General features: G+C 51.6%; 19 protein-coding genes and 1 pseudogene. 16 read left to right on the top strand and 4 right to left on the bottom strand.

All coding sequences use genetic code 11. The annotated features are described in order from the left end of the window. Positions 1-107: 107 nt before the first annotated feature. Positions 108-2,819 carry an aconitate hydratase AcnA gene (acnA, locus tag AB4Z33_RS15285; RefSeq protein ID WP_442050720.1) on the bottom strand — a complete coding sequence of 904 codons (2,712 nt, stop codon included), beginning with the start codon at positions 2,817-2,819 and terminating at the stop codon, positions 108-110. Between the two features lie 227 nt (positions 2,820-3,046). Here acnA and AB4Z33_RS15290 point away from each other — a divergent pair, with 227 nt between their 5' ends. The 7 genes from AB4Z33_RS15290 (at position 3,047) to AB4Z33_RS15320 (ending at position 10,150) form a co-directional block, all read left to right on the top strand. Beyond that, positions 3,047-4,345 (top strand): amidase domain-containing protein, encoded by a 1,299-nt coding sequence (locus AB4Z33_RS15290; protein WP_442050721.1) that lies wholly within the window; start codon positions 3,047-3,049, stop codon positions 4,343-4,345. 39 nt (positions 4,346-4,384) lie between these two features. Further along, entirely contained in the window at positions 4,385-5,494 is a 1,110-nt protein-coding gene (locus AB4Z33_RS15295) for a D-alanine--D-alanine ligase (protein WP_442050722.1), read from the top strand. Positions 5,495-5,600: 106 nt separating this feature from the next. After that, positions 5,601-5,918: a hypothetical protein gene (locus tag AB4Z33_RS15300; RefSeq protein ID WP_442050723.1), complete on the top strand. Its 318-nt coding sequence runs from the start codon at positions 5,601-5,603 to the stop codon at positions 5,916-5,918. 3 nt (positions 5,919-5,921) lie between these two features. Continuing rightward, the gene (uvsE, locus tag AB4Z33_RS15305; protein WP_442050724.1) at positions 5,922-6,941 is read left to right on the top strand and encodes a UV DNA damage repair endonuclease UvsE; all 1,020 of its coding nucleotides are present in this window, start codon (positions 5,922-5,924) and stop codon (positions 6,939-6,941) included. 82 nt (positions 6,942-7,023) lie between these two features. Continuing rightward, the gene (locus AB4Z33_RS15310; protein ID WP_442050725.1) at positions 7,024-7,845 is read left to right on the top strand and encodes a sulfite exporter TauE/SafE family protein; all 822 of its coding nucleotides are present in this window, start codon (positions 7,024-7,026) and stop codon (positions 7,843-7,845) included. A gap of 120 nt (positions 7,846-7,965) precedes the next feature. Continuing rightward, a complete protein-coding gene (locus AB4Z33_RS15315) occupies positions 7,966-8,820 on the top strand; it encodes an inositol monophosphatase family protein (RefSeq protein WP_442050726.1) in 855 nt (284 codons plus the stop codon). 160 nt (positions 8,821-8,980) lie between these two features. Next, on the top strand, positions 8,981-10,150 hold the full coding sequence (locus tag AB4Z33_RS15320) for a PQQ-dependent sugar dehydrogenase (RefSeq protein WP_442050727.1): 1,170 nt from the start codon (positions 8,981-8,983) through the stop codon (positions 10,148-10,150). Between the two features lie 362 nt (positions 10,151-10,512). Here AB4Z33_RS15320 and AB4Z33_RS15325 read toward each other — a convergent pair whose 3' ends face one another. Together AB4Z33_RS15325 and AB4Z33_RS15330 are read right to left on the bottom strand one after the other, a co-directional pair. Continuing rightward, complete coding sequence (locus AB4Z33_RS15325; protein ID WP_442050728.1) at positions 10,513-11,823, bottom strand: glutamate-1-semialdehyde 2,1-aminomutase; 1,311 nt, start codon at positions 11,821-11,823, stop codon at positions 10,513-10,515. A 141-nt stretch (positions 11,824-11,964) separates the two neighbouring features. Next, a complete protein-coding gene (locus AB4Z33_RS15330) occupies positions 11,965-12,996 on the bottom strand; it encodes an LCP family protein (protein ID WP_442050729.1) in 1,032 nt (343 codons plus the stop codon). Positions 12,997-13,519: 523 nt separating this feature from the next. On the opposite strand from AB4Z33_RS15330, the gene AB4Z33_RS15335 reads away from it, so the two are divergent. From AB4Z33_RS15335 to bcp, 4 genes are read left to right on the top strand one after another with little or no spacing between them, the layout of a single operon-like run. Further along, positions 13,520-14,545, top strand: coding sequence for an ABC transporter ATP-binding protein (locus AB4Z33_RS15335; RefSeq protein WP_337103707.1), 1,026 nt, complete (start codon positions 13,520-13,522; stop codon positions 14,543-14,545). Further along, on the top strand, positions 14,542-15,336 hold the full coding sequence (locus tag AB4Z33_RS15340) for an ABC transporter permease (protein WP_442050730.1): 795 nt from the start codon (positions 14,542-14,544) through the stop codon (positions 15,334-15,336). Before AB4Z33_RS15335 ends, AB4Z33_RS15340 begins: the two co-directional genes overlap by 4 nt. Before the next feature lie 6 nt (positions 15,337-15,342). Then, the gene (locus AB4Z33_RS15345) at positions 15,343-16,134 is read left to right on the top strand and encodes an ABC transporter permease (protein ID WP_442050731.1); all 792 of its coding nucleotides are present in this window, start codon (positions 15,343-15,345) and stop codon (positions 16,132-16,134) included. Positions 16,135-16,166: 32 nt separating this feature from the next. After that, positions 16,167-16,643, top strand: coding sequence for a thioredoxin-dependent thiol peroxidase (gene bcp, locus AB4Z33_RS15350; RefSeq protein ID WP_442050732.1), 477 nt, complete (start codon positions 16,167-16,169; stop codon positions 16,641-16,643). Positions 16,644-16,958: 315 nt separating this feature from the next. Here bcp and AB4Z33_RS15355 read toward each other — a convergent pair whose 3' ends face one another. Further along, positions 16,959-17,147 (bottom strand): helix-turn-helix domain-containing protein, encoded by a 189-nt coding sequence (locus AB4Z33_RS15355; RefSeq protein ID WP_442050733.1) that lies wholly within the window; start codon positions 17,145-17,147, stop codon positions 16,959-16,961. Positions 17,148-17,173: 26 nt separating this feature from the next. Here AB4Z33_RS15355 and AB4Z33_RS15360 point away from each other — a divergent pair. From AB4Z33_RS15360 to AB4Z33_RS15380, 5 genes and pseudogenes are all read left to right on the top strand, one after another. Continuing rightward, positions 17,174-17,386, top strand: a pseudogene (locus AB4Z33_RS15360) (hypothetical protein); the annotation flags it as partial. A 344-nt stretch (positions 17,387-17,730) separates the two neighbouring features. Then, the gene (locus tag AB4Z33_RS15365; protein ID WP_442050763.1) at positions 17,731-18,732 is read left to right on the top strand and encodes a methionine ABC transporter ATP-binding protein; all 1,002 of its coding nucleotides are present in this window, start codon (positions 17,731-17,733) and stop codon (positions 18,730-18,732) included. Further along, entirely contained in the window at positions 18,729-19,394 is a 666-nt protein-coding gene (locus tag AB4Z33_RS15370) for a methionine ABC transporter permease (RefSeq protein WP_442050734.1), read from the top strand. The genes AB4Z33_RS15365 and AB4Z33_RS15370 overlap by 4 nt, the downstream gene beginning before the upstream one ends. Positions 19,395-19,444: 50 nt before the next feature. Next, positions 19,445-20,296, top strand: a complete 852-nt coding sequence (locus AB4Z33_RS15375) for a MetQ/NlpA family ABC transporter substrate-binding protein (protein WP_337103694.1) — start codon at positions 19,445-19,447, stop codon at positions 20,294-20,296. A gap of 535 nt (positions 20,297-20,831) precedes the next feature. Further along, the gene (locus tag AB4Z33_RS15380) at positions 20,832-22,190 is read left to right on the top strand and encodes a polysaccharide deacetylase family protein (protein ID WP_442050735.1); all 1,359 of its coding nucleotides are present in this window, start codon (positions 20,832-20,834) and stop codon (positions 22,188-22,190) included. The last annotated feature ends 13 nt before the right edge of the window (positions 22,191-22,203 follow it).

Consider the following 22,203-nt stretch of genomic DNA (forward strand, 5'->3'; position numbering starts at 1 on the left):
AATGCAGACTTTCTGATTGGCGATAAAAACTTCTTTGCTTCCGAAGCGAGTTTGCTACGCAAACTTGTAGGTCGCTCATCCTCGAATTACTTCGATTGAAGTTTTTCTCACATGTTAGCGATCATTTGACGAAGCACCGTTTGCAGGATGCCGCCGTTGCGGTAGTAGTCTACGTCAACGAGGGAGTCCAGACGAACGATTGCCGGGAATTCGAACGTTGTGCCGTCTTCGCGAGTTGCGGTAACGGTAACGGAATCGCCCGGTTGAACGTCGTTGCTCAGGCCCGTAATGTCGAATGTCTCCGTACCAGTGATGCCAAGCGTTTTCCAGCTTTGGCCTTCTTGGAATTGAAGCGGAAGCACGCCCATACCGACAAGGTTGGAACGGTGAATACGCTCGAAGCTTTCCGTAATAACGGCTTTGACGCCTAGCAGGTACGTACCTTTGGCAGCCCAGTCACGCGAGCTTCCTGTTCCGTATTCTTTACCGGCGATAACGACAAGGTTTTTGCCGCTGTCTTGGTATTTCATCGATGCGTCGTAGATGGACATGACTTCGCCGCTTGGCAAGTAAGTCGTTACGCCGCCCTCTGTACCAGGAGCAACTTGGTTACGAATACGGATGTTCGCGAACGTACCGCGCATCATCACTTCATGGTTACCGCGACGGGAACCGTACGAGTTGAAGTCTTTGCGGTCTACACCGTTGTCGATCAAGTATTTGCCGCCTGGGCTGTTAACCGTAATGTTGCCGGCAGGGGAGATATGGTCAGTCGTAACCGAATCGCCCATAAGCGCAAGAACGCTAGCCGAAGGAATATCGGCAATATCGGAAAGCGCGTCGCCGATGCTTTCGAAGAACGGCGGGTTTTGGATGTACGTCGATTTTTCGTCCCACTCGTAGCTTTCGCCTTCTGGTACGGAAATCGCGTTCCAACGCTCGTTTTGCGTAAATACGTTCTCGTATTTGTCGCGGAACATTTGCGGGTTCAACGATGCTGCAACCGCGTCTTTAATTTCTTGGTTAGTTGGCCAGATATCTTTCAGGTATACCGGTTGACCGTCTTGGTCGTAGCCGATTGCATCATTGGAAAGGTCGATGTTAACCGTACCGGCGATTGCATAAGCAACAACGAGCGGAGGCGATGCCAGGTAGTTCGCTTTAACCTGAGCGTGAACGCGGCCTTCGAAGTTACGGTTACCGGACAATACAGCCGCTACCGTCATATCGTTGTCAGCGATCGCTTTGCTTACTTCGTCCGGCAATGGACCGGAGTTACCGATACAAGTTGCGCAGCCGTAGCCTGCAACGTGGAAGCCAAGCGCTTCAAGCGATTCGATCAGGTTTGCTTTTTTCAAATATTCCGTAACGACGAGCGAGCCCGGCGTCAGGGAGCTTTTCACGTAAGCCGGTTTCTTAAGACCGCGCTCAACTGCTTTCTTAGCAACGAGGCCTGCAGCAAGCATTACGCTTGGGTTGGATGTGTTCGTGCAGCTTGTGATAGCCGCGATCGCAACAGCGCCTGTACCCATTTTGGAAACTTGGCCGTCATTATGGTTAACGGTTACGACTTGCTCGATTTTCTCGTCGCTCAGGCCGTATCCGCCTTTGTCGATTGGCGTGCGGATGATGCTGTTGAACGATTCTTTCATCGAAGTCAGCTCAACGCGGTCTTGCGGACGCTTCGGTCCAGCAAGCGATGGAACGATCGTCGAAAGGTCAAGCTCGATAACGTCGGAGAATACAGGGTCCGGCGTTTCGTCCGTACGGAACATGCTTTGCGCTTTGTAGTAAGCTTCAACAAGCTCGATTTGTTCTTCTTGACGACCAGTTTGACGCATGAACGAAAGCGTCTCGCTGTCGACAGGGAAGAAGCCGATTGTTGCGCCGTACTCAGGAGCCATGTTGGCAACCGTTGCGCGGTCAGCAAGGCTGATGTTGGACAAGCCAGGTCCGAAGAACTCGACGAATTTGCCGACAACGCCTTTTTTGCGAAGTATTTGCGTAACAGTCAGGGCAAGGTCAGTTGCCGTAGAGCCTTCTGCCAGGCTGCCTGTCAATTTGAAGCCGATAACTTCTGGCATTACGAAGTAAAGCGGTTGTCCGAGCATGCCTGCTTCCGCTTCGATACCGCCAACGCCCCAGCCTACTACGCCAAGACCGTTGATCATCGTCGTATGGGAGTCCGTACCTACAAGGGAGTCAGGGTATACGACTGTTTCGCCGTCGATTGTTTTCGTTGCGGCAACGGATGCCAAGTACTCAAGGTTAACTTGGTGAACGATACCTGTGCCCGGCGGCACTGCGCGGAAGTTATCGAACGCCGTTTGTGCCCAGCGAAGGAAACGGTAACGTTCTTCGTTGCGCTCGAATTCCACTTTCGTGTTATATTCAAGAGCTTCAGGGCTGCCGAATGCGTCAACCATGATCGAGTGGTCGATTACGAGATCGACAGGAACGAGCGGGTTGATTTTCTTAGGATCTCCGCCAGCTTTTTTTACGGTGTCGCGCATTGCCGCAAGGTCAACGACAACCGGTACGCCGGTGAAATCTTGCAGTACGATACGGGCAGGGATGAAAGGAATTTCTTTGTCCTCGCGTCCGTCAGCCCAAGTTGCAAGCTGCTTTACGTGCTCAGGTGTAATTGCGCGTCCGTCGAATTGGCGAACGGCTGCTTCAAGCAATACTTTGATCGAGAAAGGCAGCTTCGAAATGTCGCCAAGGCCTTGCTCTTGTAGTCCGTCGATACGATAGTAAGCATACGACTTTCCGCCAGCGTCAAGCGTGGTGCGGACGGAGTATTGATTTTGTTTAGACATCGTCATTCTCCTTTGTGTAAATGTCGTCCTTGTTTCACTCTATGAAACAGGATTTCAAATTCCTTATAGCTATAGTATAGCGCTAAAATGACCCCTGCGTAAAGTCCAATTATGTCCTTGCGGACACACGGAAGGGGCTGAAAATACGTTTCACGCGATGTTACATGAATTGTCGTATCGTTTCATATAATTAATCAGTTATTCTGTGTCATGCAGGAGGGAAAGCGATGTCGCGAACAGGTCAAAGGCCGCCAGCAAATCAAGGTTACAAACGAAATCAAGCGCCCCCGCAGCAGCGAAGCTCCCCGCGCCAGCCGGCTGTTAAGCTGAAGGCTAATGCCGGACTGCAGCAAAGGGCAGCGGAGGAGCCGCGGCAGCATATGGCGGCCAATCAGCCCGGTCCACAGTCTCAGGCAAGCGCTAATCAGTCAAGCAAGCAACCAAAGCTTACGTCTCTCCTGCGTTCATCGGATTATGGACTGCACCGGCAGCAAGGAGAAGCGGAAGGGTGGAAATCAGCCGTTCATCGTTACATTAGTTTGTACAATCAGGCCGAGACGGAGCAGCATGCCCAAGTGTTGTCCGACTTTGTTACGGACGCAGAGCATTGCGAACGTCTTCGCTGCCGGCTTGAGCGACTGCGTGAGCGCGAGCTGCTGCGCGGCGTGCTGCCAGCCGGTAGCGAGACGAAGGCCGAGCTTGTCCGCGTAAACGAGTCTCCAAACGAAGTGTCGGTGCTCATTAAGCTTCATATTAGAAGAAGAATGGAGCAGCATGGCCGCTTCTATATGGAGGAAAGGTCTGAATACGAGCGGCTATGGCTGTGTCCCGCGGGTAAAAGCTGGGACGTTATGCGCGTCGAGCCGATCATATCCGAACGCAGGCCGCGATATGGAGCATCAGCCGACAACTGGATGACAGTAGATGATTATACGTTCTCCGAAGGCGAGCGCGCTACGCCCTCGATGCCATACTTAAATTATGACCTATTCCCGCAATTCAAACACCGTCAGCCGGGTATTCCGTACAGGAGAGATTTGGTTGCGGCTTATGCCGACCGATGGTGGAACGAAGGCAATCCCGCCTACGAACTGTTTGAGGTAAATTGCACGAATTACGTATCCCAATGCGTCTTTGCAGGTAATGCCCCAATGAACTATACTGGTAAAAGAGAAAGCGGCTGGTGGTATAAAGGTAGAAATAAAGGTCAGGAAAATTGGAGCTTCAGCTGGGCCGTATCCAATGCTTTAACTCATTATTTGGGTGGAAAGCGGGTATCAGGTTTACGCGTAGAAACCGTGTTATCGGCCGACGAGCTGCAGCTAGGCGATATTATTACGTATGATTGGAATGGGGATAACCGCTTCCAGCATAGTACAATCGTGACCGCGTTCGATGCCGCGGGGATGCCGCTCGTTAACGCGAATACCGTAGCCAGCCGGCATCGTTATTGGGATTATCGCGATTCTTATGCATGGACGGAACAGACGAGATATCGTTTTTTTCATATTGCCGACCTTATGTAAGCATTGTAATGTAAATTTATTCGTACCGGAGGATGTGCCATGGGAAGCAAAGTTCGAGTTGGTCTTGTATACGGGGGGAAATCGGGAGAGCATGAGGTCTCTCTGCAAACGGCGTTTGCCGTTATGGGCGAGTTCGACTACAACAAATACGCTATCAAACCTTTTTATATTACGAAGCAAGGCGAGTRGAAGACAGGGCCCGTTCTTGAAGGTCGTCCAGCAAGCGTGGAGGAGCTGCGTTACGAGTCCAGTGAGCCTGCGAATACAGGAGCGGCGCTTGCGCCGCTGTTCGCGGGTATAGGCGGTTCTGGCGCGAGCGGCGAGCAGCAGATCGACGTCGTATTTCCGCTGCTGCACGGCACGTTCGGCGAAGACGGCACGATCCAAGGTTTATTCGAGATGGCCAACATTCCATATGTAGGTGCTGGCGTTCTCGCATCTGCCGTTGGCATGGAYAAGATTATCATGAAAAAAGTGTTCGCCCAAGAGGGCTTGCCGCAATGCGTGTACCGGTACTTTAACCGTACGCAATGGCAGAAGGACTCCTCCTATTTCATTATGGAATGTGAAGTGTCGCTTGGGTATCCATGCTTCGTTAAACCAGCCAACCTTGGCTCCAGCGTAGGCGTATCGAAAGCGAGAAACCGCGAGGAGCTGATCGCTGCCGTTAATTACGCGCTCCGATTCGACCGCAAAGTCATCGTCGAGGAGTTTGTCGATGCTCGCGAAATCGAGGTCAGCGTGCTTGGCAACGACGATGCGAAAGCATCGCTGCCAGGTGAGATTGCTCCGTCCAATGAGTTTTACGATTATAAAGCCAAATATATCGACGGCAAATCCACAATGCAAATCCCGGCGAACATTCCTGCCGAGACGACGGAAGCAATCCGCGAGATGGCCGTTCGCGCCTTCCAAGCGATCGACGGCTCCGGCTTGTCGCGGGTTGACTTCTTCTTGCGGAAGTCGGATGGTCAGCTGCTAATTAATGAAGTGAATACATTGCCTGGTTTCACGCCATTCAGCATGTATCCGCTCATGTGGAAGGAAACGGGCCTCCCGTACAAGCAGCTTCTAGACAATTTGATCGACCTCGCGATGGCTCGTTACAACGACAAGCAAGCGATCGATTTCTCCGGCGACGCGATTTAAGGTTAGATCAAACTAAATAGCCAATAGGCTCATTTAACGTCATTTCGTCGAACGAATGAGCCTTAACCGGCCTAATACCGGATTTTCGAGGAGGGAGGTTGTTACCATGGGATTTTCAACCGAATTTAATTCCGTATGCAAATTCAAGTCCGAGCAAGAGCTTTATGAATTGTTGGAGTATGGTAGGGGCAAAATGGTTAAGAGCGGATTTCGCGTCTTTCCGACGGGCCAGAAGGTCATTGCCTACACGCCTGGCAACGAAGCGATTGCGATTGTCCGCATCTTGGCTTCTATCGCTGAAATTAACTTTCAAGGCGAAGAAGTAACCGAAGTGGAGATGGAGCTTGTGAGAAAGCTGACCGAGGAAGAGTCGCGCATACAGACTGCGCTGGCTTTTGAAATGTTTTTTGGAGATCGCAAATAGCCGATGATCGTCAGATTCGGTTTCGTCGCAATGAGCTTGACGCTTGAAAACGCATCTCCTTCGAAGACAATGACATACAAAAGCTTCTCCAAGCTCGATGACCGCGAGGCCGCTATACGCAAGCTGGAGCGGATTTCCGAGGAGAACCTGGGCAATACGCTGCGCATATTAAGGCATTGCCGAGCGAGCGATATTCAAATGTATCGTTTCTCGTCCAAGCTCATTCCGCTTGCGACCCATGGAGAGCTTGCGGATTGGAATCCGTTCGAGACTCTAACACCGTCGTTCCGAGAGATAGGCGATTTCGTTAAGCGAAATAACATACGCGTGTCGTTCCATCCCGACCATTTCTGCGTGTTCAGCACGCCTCGCGAGGAAGTGCTGGCGAACTCGATCATCGACTTGGACAACCATGTGCGGATGCTTGAGGCGATGGGATTGGATGAAGCGGCCAAATGCAATATACATATGGGCGGAGCATACGGAGACAAGGCAACGTCCAGCCAGCGGTTTATTACTCAATTCGGGTCTCTTGAGCCGCGTTGCCTGCACCGTGTGACGCTGGAGAACGACGATAAGACGTTTAATGTTGCGGAGACGCTAAGTGCCGCTGAGCAGGTCGGGGTACCGATGGTACTCGACATTCATCATCATGCCGTGAATCCGGGCGACATCTCGGAAGACGAGCTATGCGGCGAACTATGGCCGCGCATCGTGCAGACGTGGCAGCGAGAACGCGATCGGTTAGGCATCTCTTCCGCTCGGGAGCTGCCGCCAAAGATTCATGCATCCAGTCCGAAAAGTGAAACGGACCCGAGAGGTCATGCCGACTTCGTCGAACCGCTTCCGCTACTTCGTTTCTTGCGTAAGGCAGCGTCAGCAACCGAATACCTGGATTGCATGCTGGAGGCTAAAAGCAAGGACGAAGCTTTATTTAAACTGATGGACGAGCTCCGTAAGCTGGAGGAGCAAGGAGAAGGCGTGAAGGTTATCGACGATGCAAGTGTCGAGATCCTCATCTGATATATGGTCAACAGCACCGCCTGGGACATGCCTTGGCGGTGCTGTTCTGAACGTTGTTCACAACTAGAGAGTGGTGATTATCATGTTAAGCTGGCTGCTGCTAGTCGTGCTCGGCGCGGTTGCCGCTATATTCGGAAGCATCGTCGGTCTTGGCGGAGGCATCATTATCGTGCCCGCGCTTATGCTGCTCGGTCCCGTTCTGACGGGCGGAGAGATCGGACACGAGACGGCCGTAGGCACGTCGTTAACGGTGTTGGTCGTAACGGCGCTTGCTTCCACGTTATCCTATGCCAAGCGCAAAATCGTCGATTTCAAGAGCGCGTGGCTTTTTTTCATAACGAGCGGTCCAGCCGCGATGGCGGGTTCTGCTTTGACGGGATTGCTGAAGGACGGCGTATTCCAGCTCGTGTTTGGTATTTTTATGCTGCTCATGGCGGGTCTGCTCATTGCCCGAGATTATATGAAACCGTTTACTCGTGAATGGCCTATCAATCGAAGCTTCACGGATGCCTCCGGTGAGACGCACAGCTATGGTTACGCCATTGCCCCGGCGCTCCTTATCGGCTTTGGCGTAGGCTTAATATCCGGGTTGTTCGGCATTGGCGGAGGGTCTTTATTCGTACCGCTTATGGTACTGCTATTCCGTTTTCCCCCTCATGTGGCGACGGCAACGTCGATGTTCGTCATATTCCTGTCCTCCATCCTGGGCAGCGGCATGCATGCCTTTCTTGGGGAGACGAATTGGCTGTTCGTGCTGGCGCTTGTCCCCGGCGCCTGGATCGGAGGCAAGGCCGGCGCATACATCGCGATGCGCATGAGCGGCAAGGGTCTCATGTGGCTGCTGCGGGTTACGTTGTTGCTGCTTGCGGGACAACTGATTTTTGAGGGCATAAGGGCGTTGTGACCGCGACAGTTCCATTTTTTTGCGAAACTTGCCTGCCTAGTAATACGTATGTAAACCAATACATTGTTTGAAATGGACTTACTTCAACAAAAAATCATGTACAGAAACGAGTGATGGACCGTGAGCGATCAGCTTAATGCTTCCGTCGTTGGTGGCAAAAGCTTTACCGCTGTTGCTATCAATTGCGCCTCGAAAGCAGGCGAATGGATTAAGACAAAGCTTGGCAATCATGCAAGCCTTGATATAAAGTACTCTTCCCACGATCTTGTAACGGAGGTCGACAAGGGCTCCGAACGTCTGATCAAAAATTTGGTTTTGACCCATTTTCCGCATCATTCGTTCCTGGGAGAAGAAGGTGTAAAGCCTGGGCCGGAAGCATCTGCAAGAGCGCTGGAAGATAAGATCGATGCCGAATACCTATGGATCGTTGATCCAATCGATGGTACGACGAACTTCGTACACGGCTTTCCTTTCTTCTGCGTATCGATTGCGCTCGCTTACAAGGGCGAGGTTATCGTCGGCGTTGTGTACGATCCGGTGAAGGATGAGCTGTTTGTCGCTGAGAAAGGCAAGGGAGCTTACGTGCACGGCAAGCGGATGAGCGTATCTAGCGAGGAAACGCTGCGCGGAAGTCTTGTTGCAACGGGACTGCCAGCCGATCATCAATATGCGCTTCCTGTCAATTTGCGAGGGATTACCGCGGTAGCGCCACAGGTGCGCAATCTTCGGATCGCCGGCTCCGCTGCGCTTCATATGGCGTACGTTGCAGCAGGCCGTCTAAGCGGATTTTGGGAGATTGGTCTTAACAGCTGGGACTTGGCAGCAGGCTCGCTTCTCATCCAGGAATCCGGCGGCATCGTAACCGATACGAACGGCAAGCCGTATGATCTGAGCGTACGCAATGTGATGGCCTCGAACGGCCGCATTCAAGACGAGTTAGTCGCCGCGCTGGCAGCAGCGAATGCGAACGAATAGCAATTAGAAGAAGGACAGCATGCCTCACGAGAGAGAGCGCAAATGGCTGTCCTTTTTTTGCATAAAGACAGCGTCTTGTGATTGGTTTCCGATAGAATGTGTCTATAATGCTAGATAAAGAGAGTTGATCGTATCGACTAAAGAACGAGAGAGGATGATCATGATGAATCAAGCACGTCTTGTCAGTTTGGCGGCAGCTGTTGCCGTATTTTCGTTCCTAATTGCAGCCTGCGACAAAAACGAAGCGGAGAAAGCTGGCGTTGCAACGGAAGCACCCACGGCAACCTCGACTGCGGCAGTAACTACTGGCGTTGAGCCATCGCCGTCAATAGTGCCTTCAGATAATCCTGAATCGAATGAGCCATACACGGTGCTTGCTGAGAATCTCAACATTCCCTGGGTCATCGAATTTGATGGAGATACGGTATACATCAGCGAGCGTGAAGGAGCGATCGTCAAGCTGGAGGGCGGTGTCATGGAGCGCCAATCCGTTCAATTGAACAAAAGCGTAAGACATAGGGGAGAAGGCGGCTTTCTCGGCCTACTGCTGTCGCCTGACTTCCACACATCGAAGCTTGCTTACGCCTACCATACCTATGAAGAGCAGGGTTCTCTAATGAACCGTATCGTCCTTATTAAGCAGGAGGGAGAGAAGTGGACTGAAGTTCGCGCACTGCTTGAGGGGATCCCGGGGGCGTCTAACCATGACGGGGGACGAATGGCGATTGGGCCGGACGGGATGTTATATGTGACAACTGGCGATGCGCAGCAGCCGCAACTGGCGCAAGATAGAAGCAGTCTGGCTGGTAAAATATTAAGGCTGACGCTTGATGGCAAAGTGCCTGCTGACAATCCTTTTGCGAATTCGTATGTATACTCTTACGGACATCGTAATCCGCAAGGACTTGCTTGGGACGATAAGGGCGTCCTGTTCAATACGGAACACGGCCCGTCCGGCGATCCGGGCGGACATGACGAAGTGAACCGCATCGAGGCAGGAGGCAACTATGGATGGCCGACTGTGTACGGAGACGATAATCGCAAAGGGATGATCGCTCCGCTTTATCATACCGGGGAAGAGGCTATTGCGCCCTCTGGCGCTATGATGGATGAGAGCAATCGTCTGTTGATCGCTACGCTTAGAGGTGAAGCGCTCTATCGCTATGATACGGTTGCAGGCAAAATGGAGAAGGTGTTCACAGGCGAGGGAAGACTGCGCGATGTAAAAATTCATGATGGCCGCATTTATGTGATCACGAATAATACGGACGGCAGAGGCATTCCATCCAATACGGATGACAGGCTGTTAATTATTAATAATGTGAAGTAGGGAGAGAGGAATAGAGCTACAAATCAGCTCTATTCCGCCAAATGAGATGTGATAAGGCCGGATAGAGATAGAAAGTATACTTATTCTTCAGGGTGAATGCTGCAAATGTAGCGTCAGGCGGATAGTTGAACAGAATAGAGCTAGAAATCAGCTCTATTCCGCCAAATGAGATGTGATAAGGCCGGATAGAGTTAGAAAATATATCTATTCGCCAGGGTGAGTGCTGCAAATGTAGCGTCAGGCGGATAGTTGGACAGAATAGAGCTAGAAATCAGCTCTATTTCGCCAATTGAGAGGTGTTAAGGATGGATAGAGATAGAAAGTATATCTATCTCTATCTGACCTTTGTAATACGGTTAAGATTACAGCTGCGCCATCGCTTTGTTGACAGCTTCTATTGTCGCGTCGATATCGGCTTGCGTATGGGCTATCGTCATGAACCACGCCTCATATTTGGAAGGAGCAAGATTAATTCCTTGATCGAGCATCAGTCGGAAGAACTTGCCGAACCGTTCACCGTCCGTGTCCTGCGCTTCATCATAGTTGGTTACTTGGTGGTCGCAGAAGTGAGCGGAGAAGGAGCCTTTAATTTGGTTTACAGTTAACGGGATATTGTATTGCTTCGCGGCAAACCGCAAACCGTCTGCAAGACGAGCAGCAAGTCCGTCCATGCGGTCATAGATGCCAGGTTCTTGCAGCAGCTCGAGGCAGGCGATGCCCGCCGAGATCGAGGCAGGATTGCCTGCCATCGTGCCGGCTTGGTAAGCAGGTCCGAGCGGAGCAACCTGCTCCATAATTTCTTTGCGGCCGCCGTAAGCGCCGATCGGCAAACCTCCGCCGATGATTTTGCCCAGCGCCGTCAGATCGGGTTCGATGGCGGCATGGTCGGCGAAGAAGCTGTAAGTCTGAGCAGAGCCGTAGTGGAAGCGGAACGCACTGATGACTTCGTCATAAATGACTAGTGCCCCAGATTCGCGCGTCAACTTGCATAATCCCTCTAAATAGCCTTCATGCGGCATAACCATGCCGAAGTTGCCGACGATTGGCTCAACCATGACAGCTGCCGTATCGTCGCCCCAGCGTTCAAGAGCAAGCTTAAGCGCGTCTAAATCGTTGAAAGGAACGGTAATTACTTCCTGTGCGATGCTGGTCGGGATACCTGCGCTATCCGGAATGCCTAGCGTGGAAGGACCTGAGCCTGCAGCGACGAGGACGAGGTCGGAATGGCCGTGGTAGCAGCCGGCGAACTTAATGATTTTGGTCTTCTTCGTATAGGCACGGGCAACACGAATCGTCGTCATGACGGCCTCTGTACCCGAGTTGACGAAACGAACCTTGTCCATTGAAGGGATCGCTTCCTTCAGCATGCGAGCGAGCGTGATCTCAAGCTCGGTTGGCGTACCGTACAAGGTGCCGTTCTGTGCTGCAGTAACTATTGCTTTCGTAATATGCGGATGGGCATGGCCCGTAATGATTGGTCCATAGGCGGCCAAATAATCGATGTATCGATTATCGTCGACATCCCAAAAGTACGCGCCTTCTGCCCGTTTCATAAATACGGGAGCGCCCCCGCCAACCGCCTTGAACGAGCGGGAAGGACTATTGACGCCGCCTACGATATGTTCCAAAGCTTGTTCATATAGGACGCCGGATTGTGGTCGTTGTAAAGTCATACTCGGTATTCCTCCTAAATTAAACTCATTCAAAACACTATCTACTAGAATACAAAAGCCGAATCAAAAAGTACAATCCGATTGTAAAAAGCAATATCAAAAAAGACGCAGGGGACAATATCGTCCGCTGCGTCTATTACGTTATTCGCTCGGTGTATTCGAGCTGCCATCCGTAGGAACAGGCGTCTCGGAAGGGACGGGAATCGTCTCATCGGACTGCAGCAGTTCCTGAATGTATTCGTGAAGCTCATCCTCGTCCTTGACTGCGATAACGGATGCGCCGCCAACGCGATCTTCAGCGATCAGCTCCATTGGAGGCACTTGGGTCGTGCCGGCTACATGGCTCTTCACGCCCAGTTGACCAAGCTTCAGCATATCATTGACCGACATGTTCATATCGACATAGGGCTGCACGCTCTCCAAAATCTTTTTCATCTGGATGATGTTCCAGGTCGATTGGAGCTCCTTGGCTACCGCTTTAAGGAAGTTGCGCTGCCGTTCGGTCCGTGTGAAATCGCTCATCGCGTCATGACGGAAGCGAACGTATTGAAGCGCCTTATCGCCGTCAAGATGCTGGAAGCCTTCCTTCAAGTCGATATCGTAGCGGTTCTGGTCGCCGTTATCGGTGTAGCGCATATCTTTTTCGACATAGAAGTCAATGCCGCCTATCGTATCGACAAGCGCTTTGAATCCTTCAAAGTCGGTGTACACATAGTACTGAATATCGAGCCCCAGCAAGTCGCCGACGGTTTTCATGGCCAGCGGGTAATCGCCAAGCGTTAGCGCTGTATTAATACGTCCATGGCCATGGCCTTCAATCTCGACATACGTATCGCGAAGGACGGATAACAGATGCGCCTTCTTCGTCACAGGGTCGAAGGAAGCGACCATTATAGAGTCGGAACGTGCTTTCTGTCCTTCATCCAAGCCGCGGGCATCACCGCCGAGCAGCAAAATATTAACGCGCTCCGTACCTTCCCATTCAGGAATCGGTACTGGTGTTTCAGATGTTCCGTTAGGCGTTGCCTCTACAACCGGGTCCTTGAAATTGTCCAAAGCATTATATACGCCGACGCTCCAATAAATAGCGTAACCGACGACGGCGACAATGATGACCAAGATGCTGATGAGTATCCATTTCCAAGTTTTTTTGGCCTTCGATTTGTTTTGCATTTCGTTAGAAGTGCTCCTTTCAATACGCAAAAGACTGATTACTGTGAAAGCTCGATCTCACACATACATGTACAGCATGAAGACAAGGAAAGCTAAGAAGAAGCTAATATTTGCAGTATAGGGTTGTTTCAGTAGTCTAAATCATTAGATAGCTATTATTTGAAATAATAATTGCTATTCCAGCCCACAGGTGCCGATCCATCCATATTTATGTCTTTGAGTCGGCTAATATTTCTACGCGAAACGGTCTAATGTCACCATAGGTTGACGTAAGGCGTTTACGCTTGAAATATAAGCATTTATAGTTATACTCCTTATAAATAAGCTTATATTTTTACGCGAAACGAGCTTACTCAACCAAAGGTTTGCGTAAGGCGTTTACGCTTGCCCATATCTAATGTAATATTACATATCATAAAATTATAAAGCTGAACGATGCTTGGAAGCAAGTTTTATCGATTCAGCCAACAAAAAATCGTAATTTCCCAGGAAATGTCGAACGAGAGGGGCTAGACAACAATCTATGCTGGCTATAGATGTGAAGGATTTACGCAAGCAATTCAAGGTTCAGAAAAACCGTGAAGGGCTGTCAGGCGCGCTCAAGGACTTGTTCAAGCGCGAATATAACGAGGTAACGGCGGTCAAAGATATTTCGTTCCAAATCCCCCAAGGGGAAATATGCGGCTATATCGGCGAGAACGGGGCGGGCAAGTCGACGACAATCAAAATGCTCACTGGCATCCTAGTGCCGACGGCAGGACATCTCAAAGTTAACGGCTATGTACCGTTCAAGGATCGCGAACAATTCGTAGGCGGCATCGGCGTCGTATTCGGCCAGCGCTCACAGCTATGGTGGGACATCGGCGTTATCGAGTCGTTCCAGTTGCTGCGCAAAGTGTACCGCGTATCGGAGGCCGACTTCCGCAAAAGATTGGACAACCTCGTAGAGCGTCTTCAACTGGGTGATCTGCTTAACCGTCCTGTCCGCAAGCTCAGCCTTGGACAACGGATGCGCTGCGAGCTTGTCGCATCGCTGCTTCACAATCCGTCCATTCTGTTCCTCGACGAGCCGACGATCGGCCTTGATATCGTCGTGAAGACGGAGATTCGCGACTTCCTATTGGAAATGAACCGCGAGCACGGCACGACGATTCTGCTCACGACACATGACTTGCAAGATATCGAAGCGTTATGCTCGCGCGTCATTATGCTGGACGACGGCCGCATCATTTATGATGGCGGGCTGGACGATCTGAAGAGCCGCTGGAGCAAGGGCCGCGAGATTCAGTTCCAATTCGCAGGTCATACGCCGCTGGCGAAGCTGCAGCAGTTGACCGAAGAGCTTGCCGTAACGTGGTCGCTTGAGAATGACGTAACCGCGAAAATGTGGCTGCCGCATGAGGTGAACGTATCCGACGCTCTCTCGAAGGTCGTGGCCGGTACAGAGATCCGCGACATTAAAATTTTCGAGACGAACACGGACGATATCGTCCGCAGCATCTACTCATCGGGCTCCGCCGAAGTCTCGAAGGAGACGAGCGGACAATGACGAGCGCTTATATYGACTTTATTCGGATACGTTTCCTGATGATGCTCGCTTACCGCGTTAACTATTATAGCGGTATCATTATTTATGCGATTAACATCGGCGCGTATTATTTTCTTTGGCAGGCGATCTATGGCGACAAGGAGACGCTTCAGGGTTTTACCGTTGCTCAGATGACGACATACATTGCTGTCTCATGGATGGCGAGAGCGTTTTATTTCAATAACCTGGACCGCGAGATCGCGAATGAAATCCGTGACGGCAGCGTCTCGGTGCAGCTCATCCGGCCCTATTCCTATCTGTTCGTGAAAATGATGCAAGGCTTCGGCGAGGGCTTGTTCCGCATGCTTCTGTTCATGGTACCGGGCATGATCATCGTCTGTCTGCTGTTCCCGGTGAAGCTGCCGACCGATGCAACGACATGGCTGATCTATCTCGTCATGCTGTTCTTTAGCTTCCTCATCAATTCACAAATCAATATTCTGACCGGATTATTCGCCTTCTTCGTCGAAAATAACGAGGGAATGATGCGCATGAAGCGCGTCATGGTCGACCTGTTCTCCGGCGTCGTCGTGCCGATCGCCTTCTTCCCAGGCTGGCTGTCGGGCATTATGCAGTGGCTGCCGTTCCAAGCGATTACGTATTTGCCGAGCTCGGTATTTACGGGACGTACGCCTAGCAACGAAATTGCCGGGGTGCTCGGCTTGCAGGTGATATGGTTTGTAGGACTATTAATTCCGATATGGCTCGTGTGGCGTGCAGCGCGCAGGCGGCTGTTCGTGCAAGGGGGATAAGCAGAGATGAGATATGCAGAGCTATTCTGGGAATATATTAAGAACTATGCCAAGACACGCCTGACTTACAGGGCGGACTTTTGGATCGAAGTGCTGTCCGATTTGCTGTTCCAAGGGATGAATCTGATCTTTATATTGATCGTATTCCAGCATACGCCATCGCTTGGCGGCTGGTCGGAGGCGGAGGTCGTCTTCGTTTACGGTTTCTTCATGATTCCATATGGCGTCTTCGCCACGTTCTTCAGTATTTGGAATTTCAGCGAACGCTACATCGTGAAGGGCGAGATGGACCGGGTGCTTACAAGGCCAGCTCACAACCTTTACCAAGTTTTGCTTGAAAACGTCGACCCGCCGTCTCTGATTGGCTCGTTCGTCGGTGCCGTCATTATGGTTATCTGCTGGGTGCAGCTTGGCTTGCCGTTCCATGTGCTGGACATTGTAATGCTGCTCTTGTTCGTCATCGGGGCGGTACTTATTTACGCGGGACTATACACAGCGCTAAGCGCGTTGTCCTTTTACTCGGATGCTCCGACTGGTATCGTGCCTCTGATGTACAACATTCAGAACTATGGTCGCTACCCAGTGAACATTTATAACAAATTGATACGCTTCGTGCTGACTTGGCTTCTTCCGTTCGCCTTCGTTGGCGTAATACCGGCGTCGTATTTCTTGGAGCAGAAGGCGGACGACTTGTCGCGACTAGCTTGGTTCACTCCGATTATGGGTATTATCGTATTCGGGCTTGGTCTTGCGTTTTGGAATAACGGCGTCAAACGATATAGGGGAGCAGGCTCGTAAGGTTAAGAGCTTGAAGCAGGGGGATACAATACATGGTTCAATTGCATATAGGCAAAAAAGCGCCGAACTTCACGCTTAAAGCGTCGAACGGAGAGACGGTTAAGCTTAGCGATTATATCGGCCATCCGGTCGTTCTGTTTTTCTATCCGAAGGACCTGACGGCGACTTGCACGCAGCAGGCATGCGACTTCCGCGATGCACATTCGGAATATCGCGGGCTGGATGCCGTAGTCCTCGGCATAAGCGCCGACGATGTGAAGTCGCATGTGAAGTTCGTAGAGAAGAAGGAGCTGCCGTTCCTGCTGCTCGCCGACACCGCGAAGAAGGTATGCGAGAAGTACGGCGTCTGGCAGCTTAAGAAGCTGTACGGCCGAGAATATATGGGCATCGTTCGCTCCACTTTCCTGATCGACAAGAAGGGCAAGCTCGTGCGCGAGTGGCGCAAAGTGAAGATCAAGGATCATGTGCAGCAGGTGCTTGAAGCCATACAAGAGCTCGACCGCAAATAAATAGGCGAGCAGAGCAAAGAAGCAGGCGAGGGAGCGATCCCTTAGCCTGCTTTTTTGCTCTGTACGAAAGCTATGTTGGATATTTGCAATAACTTTGGCCGATTTGGGAGGAACTTTCGAGCTATATTGGAGATTTGCATTAACTTTACTCAGTACGTCTTGAATTCAGCGGATTCGGGCTTCCTATCCTGCAAATATCCAACATAGCCATCCGATACGCCTAAAACAGCCGTTCTATCCTGCAAAAATCCAATATAGCGCCTATTGTGGGAGGTTTTCCAGTAAGCAACTACTGCTAGCAACTGCAACTCGTGCCTACTTCCCGTTCTGATCCCGCAACTGCGAAGGGGAGAGGCCGGCCGTTTTCTTGAACAGAGTGAAGAAGTAGGTCGAGTTCAGAATGCCGACCTTCTCGCTAATAGCGGCTACCGGCTCGCTCGTCTCGAGCAACAGCTTCTTCGCTTCCTCCATCCGGATGTTCTTCAAATAGTCATTGAACGACACCTGCGTATGGCGAATGGACGCCGTTTGCCATACCTGCTCTGCCGGATGCGCTGGCTGCTGCTGTACGCCAAATTTCCGACGTGCACGAGATTATTGCCGAGGCTGCCGCCAAGGGCGATGCTGCGCTTGTGCACCAAGCCGTTGATCTCGATCCGGCAATTAGCAACAAGGAAGCGGCTCATATTGCCGTCGACCGGATGTTGGCTATTTATGCCGACCTGCTTCCTCAGTTTAAATAGGAACAAAGCCATCTATCATACCAAATGAACCGTCCGTCCCGTGCGCAAGCTGCGGGAGGCGGTTTTTTTGACGTATAGGAAAGTATATGAGTTTGCTCATACTTTCTCTATACGTTTCGACGAAACGATGGCGTCTATAGAAAGGACGCCTTCAGGCATTTCTTCTTATGCGGCGCGGCACTAATGAAACGATCCATGTTGGAGACAATAGAGCATGAATGGGCAGACTGGTACATTTTGTGCGTTGACCGGAGCGACATCCAATTTATACAATATGGCTTGCTGTAATAGGGGAGTACGGAGCGGGCAACCGCATGGTATGGCACGATAGGGGGCACACGCATCTGATTGAGCTGCATAACATTACGAAATCGTACAAGGTTGGGGCTGTCTCGGTTGAGGCTGTTCGAGATATAAGCTTAAGCGTCAATAAAGGCGAGATATTCGGCATAATCGGGCATTCCGGCGCCGGCAAGAGCACGCTGCTGCGCTGCGTCAATCTGCTGGAGCGCCCGACATCGGGAACGGTGAAGGTAGGCGAGGTGGAGCTGACAAGGCTGTCGCAGCGTCAATTGCAGGCGCAGCGACGCAAGATCGGCATGATCTTCCAACACTTTAATCTGTTGTCGATGTCGACGGTGCGCGACAATATCGCTTTTCCATTGAAGCTGGCGGGGCAGAGCGGATCTGCCGTGCGCACTCGCGTGGACGAGCTTCTGAAGCTTGTCGGGCTGGAGCAGCATGGAGACAAATATCCTTCGCAGCTGTCGGGCGGGCAGAAGCAGCGTGTCGGCATTGCGAGAGCGCTCGCGGACAATCCCGACGTACTTCTATGCGACGAGGCGACGTCGGCGCTTGACCCGCAGACGACGAACTCGATTCTGTCGCTGCTGCTCGATATTAACGCCAAACTAGGCATCACAATTCTGTTGATTACACATGAGATGCAGGTTATTCGGTCCATTTGCGACCGTGTAGCGGTAATCGACAAGGGAGAAATCGTGGAAATGGGCGATGTGCTCCATGTGTTTCTGAAGCCGGAGCATGCGGTGACGCGCGATTTCGTCGATCAAGTGTCCGATACGAGCGCTACAAGCTTGCTGCTGGAGAAACGACAGGGACGGTTGCTTCGCGTCACTTACGTTGGAGAGCTTACGTATGAGCCGATTCTGTACAACGCGGTGAAGCATACGCCGGTGCAGTTCGCTATTTTGCAGGGGACTGTGTCGCGAATGAAGCAAACGCCTTACGGGCAGCTGATCGTGGAGCTGCTAGGCGAGGATCGCGAGATCGATAACGTCGTTGCGGCTCTGCGGAAGGAAGGGCTGGAGGTGGATACGCTATGATGATGAGCTTCGAGAACGTGCGCTGGGATGAAATTTGGGAGGCTACCAAGGATACGCTGTATATGTTGACGGCCTCGCTCCTGTTCACCATTATTTTAGGCTTGATCATGGGTGTCGTGTTGTTCCTGACCTCGCGCAGGCAATTGCTGCAGCAGCAGATTGTATATGGCGTCTTGTCGTTTATCGTGAACATTTTGCGCTCGGTGCCGTTCGTCATATTGATGATTATGATTATGCCGATTACGAAATGGATTACGGGAACGTCGCTTGGCGTGGAAGGTTCGATTCCGCCGCTTGTCGTTGCGGCGACGCCGTTCTTCGCTCGGCTGGTTGAGACATCGCTGCGCGAGGTGGACCGCGGCGTAATCGAGGCGGCGCAGGCAATGGGCGCCTCCAAATGGGATATTGTGCGGCGCGTGCTGCTAAGCGAAGCTCGGCCCGGATTAATGGCTGCGGTGACGATTACGGCAGTGACGCTTGTATCGTATACGGCGATGTCGGGCGTGATCGGCGGCGGCGGATTGGGCGATCTTGCCCTTCGTTACGGCTACCAGCGCTTCCAAACCGACGTCATGCTCGTAACGGTTGTGCTGCTCATCGTCCTGGTGCAATTGCTCCAGATGGCGGGCGACGCGCTTGTTAGCCGCTATAGCCGGAAATAAGGAATAAAGTAGAAATATGGAGAGAAGCTACATTCATAGGAGGGCTAGAGATGAAAAAAACAGGATATATCTTTGTCATGCTGATGCTCGTGCTTGCTTTGGCCGCATGCGGACAAAACAAAAATAACGGTAACGGAGCAGAGCCAACCGATAATGCCGGCAATGCAGGCGAACAGCCAGAAAAAGTGAAGCTGAAGGTCGGCGCATCGCCTGTGCCGCACGCCAAAATATTGGAGGTCGTGAAGCCGCTGCTCGAGAAGGAGGGCATCGAGCTCGAAATCATCGAATTCAATGATTATGTGCAGCCGAATACGCAGCTCTACGAGAAGCAGATCGACGCGAACTTCTTCCAGCACACGCCTTACCTCGAGCAGTTCAACAAGGATAAAGGCTATGATCTCGTTAACGTAGCGGGCGTTCATATCGAACCGTTCGGCGCTTATTCGAAAAAAATCAAAACCATCGATGAATTAAAAGATGGCGCGAAAGTCGTCATTCCGAACGATCCGTCGAACGGAGGACGCGCATTGGCGCTGATGGCCTCGAACGGCTTGATTAAGCTGAAGGCAGACGTCGGCGTGAACGGAACGGTCGGCGACATTACGGAAAATCCGAAGAAGCTGGACATTAGAGAGGTAGAAGCAGCGACGCTGCCTCGCGTGCTGGACGAGGTCGATCTGGCGCTTATCAACACGAACTACGCCCTTGAAGCCGATCTTGTGCCGACAACTGATGCCCTGTTCATCGAAGGCAGCGACTCGCCTTACGTGAACATCCTCGTGTCCCGTCCCGATAACAAGGATTCGGATGCAATCAAGAAGCTTGCAGCCGCCCTTCAGTCGTCGGAAGTGAAGAAGTTTATTGAAGATACGTACAAAGGCTCGATCGTTCCTGCATTTTAACGGATGATTGAAGCAAGCGTCCACCCTAGCGGTGGGCGCTTTTTTTTGTTGAATCCGCTCTAGTATCATTCTAGGCAACTAATTAGTCTTGTGCCAAGCGAGCCGGCTGTTTAGTTCGATATCAGGCAACTAAACGTGCTAGTTTGGTAAGTTAGTGGCGAATCGGCACAATTAGTTCGATGAAGGGCAACTATCGAGCTCGTAACTGAGTGGCAACTGAGATTAGTTCGACGAAATGCACCTATTGAGCCATTTATCCGGCGGTGAGCAGCGGCACGCTCCAAAAACCGGCTAATCCGCTATCGTGTTTACTACATCTGAAGAATGTTTAATTACTCAATATCGATAAAGCGTAAAGTAAATCTTTCAAATTGGAGATAAAAACTTCCGATAGGCGTTATTCTTATACAACCGGTTTCGATCATAGAGTAGAGTCATTTTGGAGGCGGGTGTCATTTACTAGACTTGCCCTTCATATAATCTATCACATGGATGAAAATCATTATGATGATGGTAGAGAAAGGTGGCAATGTCAATGCGGCGGACGATGCAGGCGGCTATTTGCGTAATTGTAGTATGGTTCACGATGTTCGAGCTTGGAGGATGGGCAGTGTACAAAGGGGAAGCGGCTGTAGAGGCGACGGCGGTCGAGCTGACGGCTGCCGCGCCTGCTGCTCCTATTACGATTACGCATACCGAGAAGCAGCCGCTGCTCGCAAAGCCGGCCGCTTATGAGTCTGCTGACGACGTGGAGATAGAGCAGGCTGTTGGGAAGAAAGAGCCAGACGCGCAAACGAAGCCGTCTGCAATCGATAGTAAGCCCGTTGTACCTGTAACGACTAAGCCAAGCGGCAAAACCGTCTATTTGACGTTCGACGACGGTCCAAGCCAGCATACGGAGCAGGTGCTTGATATTTTGAAAGCTGAAGGCATTAAAGCGACATTCTTCATGCTTGGAGAGCAGGTTGAGCAGCAGCCCGATATTGCGAGGCAGGTGCTTGCGGAAGGCCATGCCATCGGCAATCATTCCTATAATCATAAATACGAGAAGCTGTACGGCAGCTTCGCCGTATTCGCGGAGCAGGTAATGAAGGCGGACGATGCCATCTTCGCCGCAACCGGCGTCAGAACGCCGCTGTTCCGTGCACCAGGTGGGACTTACAGCAACTTCGACCAAGGGTATTTTGACGCGATGGCAGCAGCAGGTTATATCATACACGACTGGAATGTAGATAGCGGCGATTCCAAGCGGCGCGGCGTGCCGTCTTCTGAAATTATCGCAACGGTGAAGGGCTCGAAGCTTGCGGACAGCTTGAACGTGCTGCTGCACGACGGGGGAGGGCATGAAGAGTCAGTGAAGGCGCTGCCTGCGATCATTGCTTATTATAAGGAAAAAGGCTACTCGTTCGCGCCGATTACGACAGCGGTGACGCCGATCCACTTTTCATTGGCCAAAAAGCTGAAGTGGAGCAGACCTGCCGTGAAGGAGAGCGAGAAGGCGGCGCTTGTGCTTTATGCGGAGCAGCTTGGCAGAGATCGGATGACGTTGCCGCAGCCGGCTCATACGGAGCCGAATCTTATCCTCCATAGAGGCGAGGAGCAGCTGGTGTTGTCCCCGGAGGAGTATTCCTTAAGCAAAGGCTCGATCAAGGTGTCACTTGCAAAGCTGACCGAGTGGATCGGCGGCACTGCCGAGCTTGATCCGGATAGCGGCGTCGTGGAAGCTTATTATAACGGCGAGCGTATCTATTGGCTGACCGACTTCGCTCTTGGCGGGGCGAAGGGGAGAGACGAGGCGGCCATYGTTCCTGTCCGTTCCACGCTTCAGAAATTCGGTCTAGCAATTGAGAATTATGTCTATAACGCGGAACGACGCGAGATTTGGGTAAAATAGCGGCCGAATCCGA

Origin of the sequence: Paenibacillus sp. 2TAB19, from assembly GCF_052115185.1 — a bacterium.
GTDB lineage: Bacteria > Bacillota > Bacilli > Paenibacillales > Paenibacillaceae > Pristimantibacillus.

What these genes read in the sequence shown, in the direction of transcription:
- acnA (WP_442050720.1), bottom strand. Translation starts at nt 2,819, where the DNA reads ATGTCTAAACAAAATCAATACTCCGTCCGCACCACGCTTGACGCTGGC.
- AB4Z33_RS15290 (WP_442050721.1), top strand. Translation starts at nt 3,047, where the DNA reads ATGTCGCGAACAGGTCAAAGGCCGCCAGCAAATCAAGGTTACAAACGA.
- AB4Z33_RS15300 (WP_442050723.1), top strand. Translation starts at nt 5,601, where the DNA reads ATGGGATTTTCAACCGAATTTAATTCCGTATGCAAATTCAAGTCCGAG.
- uvsE (WP_442050724.1), top strand. Translation starts at nt 5,922, where the DNA reads ATGATCGTCAGATTCGGTTTCGTCGCAATGAGCTTGACGCTTGAAAAC.
- AB4Z33_RS15310 (WP_442050725.1), top strand. Translation starts at nt 7,024, where the DNA reads ATGTTAAGCTGGCTGCTGCTAGTCGTGCTCGGCGCGGTTGCCGCTATA.
- AB4Z33_RS15320 (WP_442050727.1), top strand. Translation starts at nt 8,981, where the DNA reads ATGATGAATCAAGCACGTCTTGTCAGTTTGGCGGCAGCTGTTGCCGTA.
- AB4Z33_RS15325 (WP_442050728.1), bottom strand. Translation starts at nt 11,823, where the DNA reads ATGACTTTACAACGACCACAATCCGGCGTCCTATATGAACAAGCTTTG.
- AB4Z33_RS15330 (WP_442050729.1), bottom strand. Translation starts at nt 12,996, where the DNA reads ATGCAAAACAAATCGAAGGCCAAAAAAACTTGGAAATGGATACTCATC.
- AB4Z33_RS15335 (WP_337103707.1), top strand. Translation starts at nt 13,520, where the DNA reads ATGCTGGCTATAGATGTGAAGGATTTACGCAAGCAATTCAAGGTTCAG.
- AB4Z33_RS15345 (WP_442050731.1), top strand. Translation starts at nt 15,343, where the DNA reads ATGAGATATGCAGAGCTATTCTGGGAATATATTAAGAACTATGCCAAG.
- bcp (WP_442050732.1), top strand. Translation starts at nt 16,167, where the DNA reads ATGGTTCAATTGCATATAGGCAAAAAAGCGCCGAACTTCACGCTTAAA.
- AB4Z33_RS15370 (WP_442050734.1), top strand. Translation starts at nt 18,729, where the DNA reads ATGATGATGAGCTTCGAGAACGTGCGCTGGGATGAAATTTGGGAGGCT.
- AB4Z33_RS15375 (WP_337103694.1), top strand. Translation starts at nt 19,445, where the DNA reads ATGAAAAAAACAGGATATATCTTTGTCATGCTGATGCTCGTGCTTGCT.